The following is a 12,058-nucleotide window of genomic DNA, read 5'->3' as shown; positions in this document are numbered from 1 at the left end:
TAATGCCCGCTATCGACTACCTGAAGCAGCATGAATTGAATGCCGAGCTTAAAGAAGATAACCGGCTGAGGGTGTGGCCCAAGGAAAATATCACCCCATCGGTGCGTGACTGGATAAAGCAGCATAAGGAGCAACTGCTTACTGAGCTGAACGTGGTCAATGTGCAACCGATGATGCCCAAGGGCATAAGGCTAGCATGGACAATTCGCGTTGGTGATAAGCGCATGACCATGGCAGGTATCCCGTACACCAGAGACCAAGCGCTGAGAGCCGCGCAAGCACGATGGCCGAAACATGACGTTGAGATTATCGAATCGACTAATGCCTAAGCCACCATGCCCACCTAACCACAAAGGACATAAGACCATGACAACCATCATTACCCAGCAAGCCTTAGCTCAAGCCGCTGAACAAGGGGAGGGCATTGCCCACCTGCTTCCCCACCAGGCGCATACGCTGCACCTGCTAGGCGTCCCCGCAAGCGCCATTGCCAGCCCGCTAACGCCTGAGCAAGAGACCGCGCTGGCGCATGTCCATGTCTGAATGTTGAAGAGTTCAAGCGAGCTTGCCCAACCCCTGAAGCGATGATTGAAGCCGCATACGATGAACGGCATCCACCTTACTTGCGGCTGCCTATTCAACATGAGTTGGCCGAAGGTATGCGGCATTGCTTCCCCGATCTGAAGCCAGCGGGTGTTGATAGCCAAGGTAGGGGGGTGTATCGACTGAGTGACCTAGCTAATGCACTAGGTGCCAGTGAAGACGAGCTTCACGACCTAGCAGAGCAACACGGAATGCAGAGAACCGTTAACGATAGCGACGTGACCCCGATCCACTAAGCTGAAATGACAGCCTAGTACCAACCAGCCTGGCACCTGACGGGCTTGGTTAAGAACTCAAGAGCACCCTTTAACAGCGGCTGAGCTTTAACTTTATTAATGACTAAACGTGAGGTACATGATGACTGAGCACGATGAGCCCATGCGCTATGAAGATATTCCCGAAGCAACACGCCGCCGCGTGGAATCTGAGATTGCCGCAATGGCACCGCCATGTCTGAAGCTGGAGCCAGAGGAATGGCTGGCTATGCGTGAAATCGCCATAACAGCCATGGACACCTTTTATGAACGAGCAGTCTGGACTGATGCGGGCTTACCGCATGGCCCCACTGCCTTTGATTTGGAGACGCTAGACCAGGCTATTGAGCTGCTATCTGATTTAAGAGACAGGCTTGTTGATCTAGAAGATTAGCGGCAATGTCTCATTTAGGCACCCAAGCCCGGCACCTGCCGGGCTTTTTTACGTCTACGTGTTGTAGCTGTATATTCATTCAGTAATTTCGAAGCAGCCAACCACCGGGGGAGATATGGCCGGATACTACAGACGCCCAAGCAAGGCGCGCCGCAACTTTGCGACCGATGCCCGCAAGATCAAAGACAGCGCCTTTAAGCACCGTTACCGGGAGGCTGAGCAGTACCGGGACGACCGCCTTGATAGTGAGCGGGAGCGTTTGGAGCGCCGACTGTCTTGGGCCATAGGCCGGGGGGATGTAGCAGGCGTGAAGCGGATACAGCGCCGCCTTGACCAGCTTGCAGACGAAGCGCTCACCGATATTGACGCAGGTTGTACGCCCGGACGCTTGGAACGCTGGAAGCGCGATCTGATGCCGTAACCCGCTTTAAACAGTGTTACTACGAAACTTTCGTAGTGCCTGTGAGCCGCTGGCGTAGAAAAAACGCGGTTCCCCTCTAGCGCCAAACGCACAGCCACGAGGGCGCAGAGTCCCGGATTTCGGCAAAATTTCGGGCTTTCCTAGTCGTCAGCAGCACCGCCCTTAATCCCGCATGGTTGCCAGCTTTTCCACTGCCGAAGGTGCCGAAGCCGTAGCGTTGTGGTTTCGGCACCTAGCGTATAGCGCTGCGTCTTTATTCGCATCCGAACCCGCCGCTATATAAAAACGCTTGGTTCCTCCTGAGGCCGTGCTTCTGCTGTACGGGGGCGTAGAGGCTCAAATTCCGGCTATGTATGAGATTTTTTCCGGGCGTGGTTGTTGTTTAGTTATCGCTACCCCTGATGGCCTGAAAGCCCCGTAGTTATTGCCTTTGCAGTTTTTTTGGGCGCACCTAAAGCACCAACTAAACCAACCTAAAAAACTCTTTTCACAAAATATCGCTGCTTGGCCCCTCTTTTTTCCTAAGAGAGGGGCACATCGACCCAAAGTGCCCCTTATCAGCTAATACACACCTAGCAAAAAGGGGAGCTGATGAGCCCGCGCCCACCCGCAATCTTACGCATGACGAAATTGAAAACGTGGAGTGCTGTCGCCACGTCCGGCGGCCACACTTGGCGCACGCTACCAGTGCCTCACGCCGATCCGGAGCGGCAGCACCTAAACGAAGACTGGCGCGAGGTAAAAGGCCCCGATGAATTACGCAATGCGATAGAGCAACGGCTGGCGCTTGTTACCGCCACCGCCGCTAAAAATCCCGTGTTGTGCGTTGAGTATCTAATTACCGCCCGTGCCGGGGCGTTCAAAGAGCACGGCGGGGAGACGGATGCGCCCGCCTATTTCCGCGCTGCCCTGGCGTTCCTGGAGTCTCGCCATGGTGCCGCTAACATCGTAGCCGTGAACGTCCAGAACGACGAAGCCGCGCCCCATTTGGTGGTGTATGCGGTGCCGCTGGTAGAGCGTCCCGCCCGTACCGTGCGTAAAAGCGTGTTTGCGGGAGGTCGTGACGAAAGCGGCCAACTGAAGCGCGTCACAAAATCCATAGTACAACCCGCTGAGGTGGCGTTATCTGCTGACCATTACAACGGCACTCCCGCCAAGCTGGCCGCGTTGCAAACGGCCTTTGCTGAGCAAGTAGCTGCTAAGCACGGGCTGGCGCGTGGTCTGGAGCTGTCAGCCGCTAGCCATACCACTAACAAACAGCATCATGAGGCGCTGGCTGGGCATATCGGGTTAACGCCGGAAGAACTGGCGCGTAAAGGTCGCCTGTTGTCGAAAGAGTCGCCCGAAGAGCAGGCCGCCCGCCTGTCTGACCTGATCCGGGATCACTACGCGCCCACCGTGGCCCGCGCTGCTACTGCTGGCCATGACCGCCGCCGCGCTGCTGAAATGGAGGAAACCGCCCGCCGTCATGAGGAGCGCTATAAAGCCGTTGTTACAGAACTGGCCGCATTTACGGAAGGGCTGAGCGCCGCACAGCAAGCGGAGGTTAGACAAGCCGCTAGCCAGTTGCGCCGGGAGAATGAGGAGCGGAAGCGCCGGGAGGCTGAGCAGGCCCGACAGCAGCGTGAGGAGGTGGAGCGGGAGCGCAAGCGGGAAGCCCAACGGGAGCGGGAACGCCTGGAGCATCGGGAGCGCGCCCTGGTGGAGCGCCTGAAGGTGGCCACGCCGCTGGCTTTTGCGGGTGCGGATGTAGCCACGCGCCGGAAGTGTTGGCAACTGATGCTAGGCCGTGATGACCTGTTTGAGGCGCTTCAGAGGATGGATACCAGCGGTTTTTTTGATAATGCTGGGTACCTTAGCGACGCGGGCCGCCGCGCCGTGTTGAGCGCTACCGATTCCGCTGCTAATAAGCTTCCGCGCCACAGCGATCCCAAAGCGCCAGCCGTACACCGCCCGCTTTACAACGTGCCACTAGGGCCGGGTATGTAATGCGCTGCCTGCTGTTTGGCCCCGGCTGGCGCTGGTAGGGAGGGGCTATTCCAATCCCTTCAGCGATCACCTGAGCGGACACCGTACCCCTAGTGATATTTTCACACCCGCGAAATTGAAAAATTGAGGCGCTAAGAATTGTTGGTAAATGGCACACTTTGAGCGCTGCTCCTCGATCAAAAGCCCCGGACTAAGCGGCAGGCACCAGAACAGCCAGCCATGGCGCGTGTGCCTGAGTCAGCGTTGAGCTTTGGCGATCTATTGGAGCGAATGGAGAAGCGCCAGCAGCATTGAACGCCGCCGATCCGCTGAGGCTTTGTGGGTACTCCCGCTGGGGGTAGTGCGTGCGGGTGACAAGTAGTGCTGAAATTGATGTGAGCGAGCCGCACCGGGTGCGGTTGATTGTTGTTGTTTAGCCGAAGCCTCACGCATTCGACGCTGTGGAGGTGGTGGCCATAGCCAGCCGTAAAAGGTGACGATCCGCACCTTTTACGCTGAAACGATGGGTAACACATTGATTTGGCGTAATTGTGTCACTGAGACACCTTTTACGCTGGCACCGTAGGCAACATATTGATTTAGCGTAATTCCTTCAGAGAATCGGAATTACAGCCACACGCTACCTTAGCGGCTGTGGCTGTGCTCTTGAATGTAAGTCTTTAGCGCTTGATCTATGCGCCGTTGCCAGCCTTCCCCTTGCGCTTTGAAGTGCTCGATCACTTCCGGAGATAAGCGGATGGAGGTCTTTACCTTGGTGGGGGCCTGCTGGCGGCCACGCTGACCAATGGCGCGTTGTAGGTTAGTGGGCAACACCTCAGACATAGGACGCATCTGCTTAACGTCCTGGTCTGTGAGTTCTCTTACTTCACCGTCTTTATTCGTGAGCCGCGTTTTCATAGCGCCTTACCTCCCGTGTGTTGGCTTTCCTCAGGCTGATAACCCGTATGCCGCCTTCAATGGGCGTAAAGCACACCACGTGTACCCGTTGCCCGATCTTGCCCAGCCCGATGAAGCGCTGTTCTGGATAGTCGTAGCGGTCATCTTCATGGAATAGCGCGCCGTCCCAATCAAAGCGTTCAACCGCCGTGAAAGGTAAGCCGCGCTCCTCCTCATTGCGAGCGCTTTTGTTCGGGTCGAAGTCGATTATCATGTATTTAATTGTATGGACAAAAAGAGAGGAAGGAAAGTTCTATCTAGCTGGCGCTAGAATTTTCAATTAGCCACCGTCTGCCGGGTTAAAGGCATACTGTTATTAGTTTGGGCTACCTGGCCACCGCCTGAAAGCGGGCAAGCTGGGGAAGGTAAAGCACCCACCCGCCATAGTGTGTTACGGGGGCTGAGTGTGTGCGATGTACTGAGGGCCGACGCCATAGCGGCTAAAAGTGAGCCACAGTCACAATAAGCTGACCGCCATACAAGGCAAAACCTCACGCAAGGAAAGCCCACCAGCGCCAGCGGTAAGCCCCTTCTGTTGTGCCGATCCTTCACGCCAGTCTCACCAGTGAGACAAATAGCCGCCACCTGTTCAGGCTGTTGTGGTCAATGAGCCGAAAAGTCGTCCGATTGAATAGCTAGCGCCTGCTTAGCCTGGCGTGGTCACTGAGCGCAAAATTGCGCCCGTTAAATAGCCGCGCCCCGCGTGCGTCTTTATGGGTAATACGAAAATTTCGTAAAACCTACCCCGCATGAGTGAGCGTCACTATGGCGAAGTCCGATTTTCGGACAACGATCCAGTGCCCCGCGTGCGCGTTTCCGCATGGTTTTCGCCTTGGCCTGGTGCTGAGCCGAAAACCCGGCCTAGTAAACCTGAGGAGGCAGAGCCAACGACCTAGAGACACTGTCTCTAAAGCAGAGACACCTTGGCGAGTAAGTGTCACCAAAATGGTAACAGTGTCACCAAAATGGTGACGGATGCTCACTCAAGCAAAAGCGTTAACGCCAGCAGGGTAAACGGGTTAGGGCATCTTGCCCTGACTGAGGGCAAGGTGGGTGGTTAGTGGCCTTTTCCACAGTCTGTGTAAAAGCAATTAGTCCGCGCCTAGTCCGCGCCCGCGTGCGCGTAGTTGAGCCGACCGATGCCGGATTTTCCGTCATCGGTCTTACCCGCGCCCCGCGTGCGCGTAGTTGAGCCTTTATAGATGCCCTCAAATTTGAGGTGAGAAGCCCGCGCCCTGCGTGCGCGCCTGGGGTGTTGGTTTAGATATTGATGGCTCCAACTTTGGATACACCACCGCCTCACGTGTGTAAGGGAGTTTTCTTGCACAACCCCCAGTGGGGGACGTGCGCGTGAGCGTAGGGGTAGACGCTTACTCAGACTGAGGAACCGCTCCCGAGATAGCGAGATTCCGCTATCAGTCGATGCGCCTGAAGTAATGCCCCTGCAAAGTCTCACCAGTGAGACAAAAAGCCCCCACACCCGCGCCGGGTTAGCCCGCTACGCGCCTAAAAAATCAGCACTTTGTGGCGCTGCCCCACCGGGGGAAGCTGAACAGTACCGGGATGGCCGCCTAGATAGTGAGCGCGAATGTTTGGAGCACCGCCTGTCTTGGGCCATAGACTGGGGGGGAGTAGCAGGCGTGAAGTGGATACAGCGTCGCTTTGACCAGCTTGCAGACGAAGCGCTCACCGATATTGACGCAAGTTGTACGCCTGGCCACCTGGAGAGCTGGAAGCGTGAGTTGTTGCCGTGCGCCGCTGGCGCAGAAAACGCTTAGGTTCTCCTGAGGCCGTGCGTCAGCCCTGCGGGGGCGCAGAGGCCCAAATTTCGGCTATGTATGAGGTTTTTTCAGAAAGCCCGGTTCCGGTTCCGGTTAGAGCATAAAGGCCGCTGTGCCTGCGTTGCTGGCTGTTTAGCTAGCGGAAGCGACATCGGCACCCCCCCCAAAGCCTTCCACTGAATAAGCAGGATCCTACTAAGTTTAACGCCGCCAGCAAGCGCTTATTTGCCTTTGTAACCCTCATAAAGAGGCCCGCAAATATAAAGGAAAAAATAACAGAAAAAGCGCTCATAAGACCGTCAAAAGGGTGTGCAATGCGTATATAATGATACTGTTCATATATACATGGAATTGGGGTTATGGCGAAGCCAAGAGGTCAGCAAGTAGGCATGACACTGCGCAGGCGAAGGGAGCTAACGCAGTTTCTGAATGAACTGGCGGAAAGCGGAGACGCTAACGCGGCTGGCTGGCTGCTATTACTAGACGCACTTGAGCGCCGAGAGCTAACAAGAGGTTAATTATATGTTTGGGATACGTAAGCAATCAAAAGTAGAAGCCGATTGGCAAGCATGGCTAGCCCGCCGGAAAAACCTAAAGGTGGCCATTAGTGAGCTGGCAATCACTGAGGCGCGATCCAAGCACACAGTTGCACAGGATAAAGCCCGAAATATAGCCATGGATGCCAAAGCCCTTATGGGCGTTCGCCGTGATCTTCAGCTATTACCTACCGATAAAGAGTGGCAAAGCATTACGGCAGCCCTAAAAAAACACGTAGACGACCTTCTGGATAAAGGTCGCACTGATTTAGCTTTTCAGCCCAAGCAGTTACTGGAGGGCTTGCAAGAAGCGAATACGGCTGCTGATACCACTCTTCAGCGACTTGAAAGCTTGGAAAGCCAACAAGAGGCACTAGAAGTTGAGCTCCAACATCTTGAAGGCAACTCACCATACGCCGATCTGAAAGCCTTAGAGGTGCTGGAAAAGGAGCTGGCCCAACTAGACAGCGAAAAGGCTCGCATCCGGGAAGCACTCAACAGCATGACGGATGATAACGGCGCTATTAAGCAGGCAGAGCGGGAAGCTAAAGCCGCACAAAAACAACTAGATGACATTGAGGCTTCAGCAGCGTTAGGAGATGCCGGAGATTCAGACCAGCGAAGCGCCGCCGCTGCCCTGGCCAAAGCAAAAGCACGAGCGACTAAAGCAAGCGAAGAGGCCAACAAGCGATCCTCAGCACGAAGAGGGCTTGAGTCGAAGCTATGCAAAGTGGAAGAGCAGGCGGAAGAGCTGAGCTTGCTGCGAAATGAGATGGCGTTAAATGTGTACGAAGAGCAAATGAAGGAAAGCGAAAAGCGCTTAATCGACTTTCTGGAAGCTGGAGAGATACAGAACCTTACTAGACAACTTTATGAGGCGCGCAATGGTTACGAGAGGGCCGTGGCGCAACGGCAAGGACGCCGCCCGCGAACGGGTGAGCAAGTTGTCGTTATGCTTCCTGGAATCAGGTTTCACCACTACAACACCAAGGGCAACGCCCAAGGCATGGACGTTACCCTGAAGATTTAGCCGAGAGCTGTTATAGAGGGGCGGATTAGTCGGACAGTGCCGCCGCGTCAATAAAACGCCGACAGTCGGCAGGCTTTGCTCCTTAGCCGTGGCCGACAACCTAAACATTAACCTGCTTCTGTTATACCGATCCTTTGCGCTAGTCTCACCAGTGAGACAAATAGCCGCCACCTGTTTAGCTTGGTGTGGCCACTGAGCGCAAAATTGCGCCCGTTAAATAGCAGGATCCCGCGTGCGGCTTGATGGGTATTACAAAAGTTTCGTAAAACCTGCCGTAGGGGTCACTGAAACGGTGACGCCCTTACAGTGGCGCGCAATGGCGTAGTCCGATTTTCGGACAACGACCGCACGCGCCAGAATTGGGGTGAGCCGTCGCCCGTCTTGGTACTGAGCCGAAAACCCGGCCTAGCTAAAAGTGCCCTTTATCTATCCCCGCCCGCGCCCGCGTGCGCCTGGGGACGGGAGGGTGAGTCTCGTTATCGGTATACCGATAACGGTCTTTGCACCGCGCTTGTAGGGAATAAGGCCGGAATTCCGGCCTTTTACTCAGGCTAAGTAAAAGCACATGCCCTGCTTGCGCCTGGGGTGTGGGTTTAGATATTGATGCGTCCAACTTTGGATACACCAGCGCCCCGCGTGCGTTTAGGTAAGTAGCCTTGAGAGTGACTTTAAGACACCCTCAAACGCTGGCGCTGCGTAACTAGCCAGCAACCAGGACTTCAGGACTTGAAGGACTTTGATTCGTGTAATTTCTTTTAGCCGCGCTATATTTACCAGCTTGTAGCTTTTAAGCTACAATGACGCCATGACCGAAATTACCCACTACCTTACCGCTGATGGCTATGACCCTTTCCAAGCTTGGCTTGATGCAACGAAGGCCAAAGACCGTCAAGCCGCTATGCGGGTACTAACACGCCTTAACAGGTTGGCAGCGGGTAATTCAGGCGACACCAAGACAGTAGGTGATGGGGTATGGGAGCTACGCATTACCTATGGCCCTGGATACCGCGTTTACTACGCCAAGGTAGGGACGCGCTTGGTAATGTTGTTAATAGGTGGTACCAAACAGCGCCAGCAGTCTGACATCGAACAGGCAAAAGCGTTTTTGGCCGACCACAAAAGGAGAACACGTCATGAAAAGTCATGATGAAGCAGTTATTGAGATGCTGCGTAACGATCCTGGTATGGCGCTGGATTACCTGCGCACGGCATTTGATGAACTTGACGAAGAAGGTGGAGAATCAGCCTTTCTGATGGCGTTGCGTCATGTAGTGGAAGCACAAGGTGGTATGGCGCTGGTGGCAGAACGCGCCAAAGTGTCACGCGAAAGCCTTTACCGGGCTTTATCCCCCAAAGGCAATCCGACACTTCGCACCATGACCGCAGTTATTAAAGCCGCAGGCGTTAGCTTCCACGATCTTACCCATCAAGCGCCAGTAAGCTAAAACCACCTAAAAGACGTGCATAGCGTCGCATCGAAGCGCATACAAGCACCTATATTTATGTTGGGTGGGATGTTGGGTAAAAAATAAAACTCACCCTAAGCACTTGGTTTTAAACAGCCATTAGCGGACTGTCCCTCCGCCACTTATCTCGAAAAGCCCCTGATTCTTCAGGGGCTTTTTTCGTTTCTAGGCCCTTCATTTCTGTCCCAATACCTCCTCTATAGAATGCATCGGTCTTTCACTGTGTCCAGAATATGCAAGCGCGGTGGCTTTGGCGCATTCTTGTAGCATGATTGGCACAGCTTTTACTCTCTTACCCACCTAGCCTCAGCCACCAAGCCGCTTTCAGCAGGCTAGCGGGTTACTGCATAAACCAGCCGTGGCTTACTACCAACGACTGACCGGTCATCACATTGCTCTCGGCGCCCGCAAAGAACAGTACGGCATCGGTCACATCGTCAGTGGTAGTGAATTGCCCGTCCACCGTGTCTTTTAGCATGATGTTCTTGATCACTTCCTCTTCAGTGATACCCAGCTCTTTTGCTTGCTCAGGGATCTGTTTGTCTACCAAGGGTGTGCGCACAAAACCTGGGCATACTACGTTGGAGGTCACGTTGTACTCTGCTCCTTCCTTGGCCAGCACCTTGCTAAGGCCGATTAGGCCATGCTTGGCGGTGACATAGGGCGCCTTGAGCTTAGAGGCCTCTTTAGAGTGGACCGAGCCCATGTAAATTACACGGCCATAATTGGCGGCGTACATGTGCTTTAAGCAGGCTCGCGTAGTAAGGAATGCGCCGTCAAGATGGATCGACAGCAGCTTTTTCCAGTCTTCAAGCGGAAAGTCGACCAGCGGATGTACGGTCTGGATACCTGCGTTACTGACCAAGACGTCAATCTTGCCGTATTTGGCAATGACCTCATTCACCGCCTTTTCGACTTGCGCTTCGTCGGTGACGTTCATTGCCACCGCAAACGCATCGGCGCCCGAGGCCTTGATCTCTTCGGCAGTAGCCTTGGCGGCATCCAGGTTGAGGTCAGCGATGATAGGAGTACCACCCTCAGCAGCAAAACGAATGGCAATTTCCTTGCCGATGCCGCTGGCAGACCCAGTAATAAGACCAATTCTGTTGTCAAAACGCGCCATGGTATACTCCTTTTAAGTGTTGGAAGTGCCATCAAGATAATCAAAAACAATCTGACCCAAGCCAAGGACCAGGTTGGCGATGCAGTGAGTGGCTGAAACCACGCCAAGAACCGGCAGATAAGCAGCATATAATCTCGCTGATCACTGTGGTAGACAACACTCCATCATGGCAAATTACTAAAGGCCGCTACTTAAAACTGCAAGCAACGGCTTTCAGGAGAGGGGGAAATATGATTTGCTTAATCTTCCGTCTCTTTTGTAAACGTTTTGACACGTCTTTCTGTCCACCACATCCAGATAATCGAAATAAGTGTTACCGCGAAGCACAGCATCCATACGGTGGTGGCGATGCCTGTCAGGTCGACGAGGGCGCCAAACATGATAGGCAGTAGAAAACCTCCCAGGCCGCCTGCAAGGCCGACAATGCCGGACACCAAACCAAGGTTTTCCTGGTAGTCATTGGCAAGATACTTAAAGACGGAGGCTTTACCAATTCCCCAGGCAATGCCCACTACAAATAGTGCGGTAGTGAAAAGCCACACGGGAACGCCAAACCCAAACTCCACGCGAGCCCCATTGGCAGCGCCTTGAACGCTATAGTAGGTCTCTGGATAGGACATGATAAAGAGCGCAATTAAACTCGCCCATAAGCATGTCCAGGTCACGGTGTGGGCACCGAAACGGTCCGATAACCAACCGCCGAATGCGCGAATAATGCCGGAAGGCAAGACGAAAATAGTGGCAATCACGGCAGCTAATTGAATGCCAAAGCCATATTCATTCATGTAGTAACGGGTAAGCCATAGCGAGACGCCGACATAGCCGCCGAACACTACCGAGTAGTATTGGCAATACTTCCAGACTTTTGGGTCGTTGATAACGTTGAGCTGCTCACGCAAGGAGCTACGTTGTGTATTGCGATGGCTCGGGTCAGTAAACGAGAAGAACCAAAAGAAAGCAGCAGTTGCGAGCATGATAATCGCATACAGATTGGGTACCGCTTGCCAGCCAAGCATAACGATAACGGTAGGGGCTATGTATTTGGTAACAGCAGCACCCGCATTGCCCGCCCCAAATACCCCCATTGCCAAGCCTTGGCGATCTTTTTCAAACCACTTTGCCGTATAAGTGATACCAACCGAAAAAGCTCCCCCGGATAGGCCGATAAAAGCGCCTAGTATTAATAGCTGCCAATAAGCGGTGGCGAACTGCACCAACCAGATAGCGGGCACAATAACCAAAAGCACAATAAAGAAAACCGGACGCCCGCCGTAACGGTCTGTCATTGAGCCCAAGGGCAAGCGGGCGAGAGCACCGGTAAGAATAGGAATGGCCGTTAAAATGCCAAACTGCGTTCCGTTAAGTGCTAATTCCTCGGCAATAGGAACGCCAATTTCACCAAACATGGTCCAGACCATAAAGCACATGGTGAACGCAAAGGTGTTGGCAATGAGTACCGCATTCTGCTTAAAACGATGGGTAGCCATGATGCCCCCTGAGTTTTCGCGTCAATAGGATAGATAGC

Annotated in this window: 15 protein-coding genes; 11 read left to right on the top strand and 4 right to left on the bottom strand. The window is 54.0% G+C overall.

Annotation, left to right across the window (positions count from 1 at the left end; genetic code table 11):
• Nucleotides 1–2: 2 nt before the first annotated feature.
• The 6 genes from FKN99_RS04025 (at nt 3) to mobV (ending at nt 3,661) form a co-directional block, all read left to right on the top strand.
• Nucleotides 3–329, top strand: a complete 327-nt coding sequence (locus FKN99_RS04025; RefSeq protein ID WP_159342101.1) for a hypothetical protein — start codon at nt 3–5, stop codon at nt 327–329.
• 37 nt (nt 330–366) lie between these two features.
• Nucleotides 367–543, top strand: a complete 177-nt coding sequence (locus tag FKN99_RS04020; RefSeq protein ID WP_172116684.1) for a hypothetical protein — start codon at nt 367–369, stop codon at nt 541–543.
• A 41-nt stretch (nt 544–584) separates the two neighbouring features.
• A complete protein-coding gene (locus FKN99_RS04015; protein ID WP_172116683.1) occupies nt 585–839 on the top strand; it encodes a hypothetical protein in 255 nt (84 codons plus the stop codon).
• 118 nt (nt 840–957) lie between these two features.
• Entirely contained in the window at nt 958–1,251 is a 294-nt protein-coding gene (locus FKN99_RS04010) for a hypothetical protein (RefSeq protein WP_172116682.1), read from the top strand.
• A 115-nt stretch (nt 1,252–1,366) separates the two neighbouring features.
• On the top strand, nt 1,367–1,672 hold the full coding sequence (locus tag FKN99_RS04005; RefSeq protein ID WP_172116681.1) for a hypothetical protein: 306 nt from the start codon (nt 1,367–1,369) through the stop codon (nt 1,670–1,672).
• 591 nt (nt 1,673–2,263) lie between these two features.
• Complete coding sequence (mobV, locus tag FKN99_RS04000) at nt 2,264–3,661, top strand: MobV family relaxase (RefSeq protein ID WP_172116680.1); 1,398 nt, start codon at nt 2,264–2,266, stop codon at nt 3,659–3,661.
• 624 nt (nt 3,662–4,285) lie between these two features.
• Here mobV and FKN99_RS03995 read toward each other — a convergent pair.
• Together FKN99_RS03995 and FKN99_RS03990 are read right to left on the bottom strand one after the other, a co-directional pair.
• A complete protein-coding gene (locus tag FKN99_RS03995) occupies nt 4,286–4,558 on the bottom strand; it encodes a BrnA antitoxin family protein (RefSeq protein WP_162217297.1) in 273 nt (90 codons plus the stop codon).
• Nucleotides 4,536–4,811, bottom strand: a complete 276-nt coding sequence (locus FKN99_RS03990) for a BrnT family toxin (RefSeq protein ID WP_044629137.1) — start codon at nt 4,809–4,811, stop codon at nt 4,536–4,538. The genes FKN99_RS03995 and FKN99_RS03990 overlap by 23 nt, the downstream gene beginning before the upstream one ends.
• Nucleotides 4,812–6,033: 1,222 nt before the next feature.
• On the opposite strand from FKN99_RS03990, the gene FKN99_RS03985 reads away from it, so the two are divergent.
• The 5 genes from FKN99_RS03985 (at nt 6,034) to FKN99_RS03965 (ending at nt 9,389) form a co-directional block, all read left to right on the top strand.
• A complete protein-coding gene (locus FKN99_RS03985; RefSeq protein WP_172116679.1) occupies nt 6,034–6,375 on the top strand; it encodes a hypothetical protein in 342 nt (113 codons plus the stop codon).
• Between the two features lie 362 nt (nt 6,376–6,737).
• The gene (locus tag FKN99_RS03980) at nt 6,738–6,896 is read left to right on the top strand and encodes a hypothetical protein (protein ID WP_172116678.1); all 159 of its coding nucleotides are present in this window, start codon (nt 6,738–6,740) and stop codon (nt 6,894–6,896) included.
• A 4-nt stretch (nt 6,897–6,900) separates the two neighbouring features.
• On the top strand, nt 6,901–7,944 hold the full coding sequence (locus FKN99_RS03975) for a coiled-coil domain-containing protein (RefSeq protein ID WP_172116677.1): 1,044 nt from the start codon (nt 6,901–6,903) through the stop codon (nt 7,942–7,944).
• An 805-nt stretch (nt 7,945–8,749) separates the two neighbouring features.
• Entirely contained in the window at nt 8,750–9,091 is a 342-nt protein-coding gene (locus tag FKN99_RS03970; RefSeq protein WP_172116676.1) for a type II toxin-antitoxin system RelE/ParE family toxin, read from the top strand.
• Nucleotides 9,078–9,389 carry an addiction module antidote protein gene (locus FKN99_RS03965; RefSeq protein ID WP_172116675.1) on the top strand — a complete coding sequence of 104 codons (312 nt, stop codon included), beginning with the start codon at nt 9,078–9,080 and terminating at the stop codon, nt 9,387–9,389. The genes FKN99_RS03970 and FKN99_RS03965 overlap by 14 nt, the downstream gene beginning before the upstream one ends.
• 361 nt (nt 9,390–9,750) lie before the next feature.
• Here FKN99_RS03965 and FKN99_RS03960 read toward each other — a convergent pair whose 3' ends face one another.
• Both FKN99_RS03960 and FKN99_RS03955 read right to left on the bottom strand, forming a co-directional pair.
• Nucleotides 9,751–10,533 (bottom strand): 3-hydroxybutyrate dehydrogenase, encoded by a 783-nt coding sequence (locus tag FKN99_RS03960; RefSeq protein ID WP_172116674.1) that lies wholly within the window; start codon nt 10,531–10,533, stop codon nt 9,751–9,753.
• Between the two features lie 239 nt (nt 10,534–10,772).
• Entirely contained in the window at nt 10,773–12,020 is a 1,248-nt protein-coding gene (locus FKN99_RS03955) for an MFS transporter (protein ID WP_172116673.1), read from the bottom strand.
• Nucleotides 12,021–12,058 lie beyond the last annotated feature (38 nt).

The organism is Halomonas hibernica, assembly GCF_013183775.1.
GTDB lineage: Bacteria > Pseudomonadota > Gammaproteobacteria > Pseudomonadales > Halomonadaceae > Vreelandella > Vreelandella citrativorans.
Note: the sequence above shows the minus strand (reverse complement) of the source record. Positions and strands in the feature narration are given on the sequence as shown.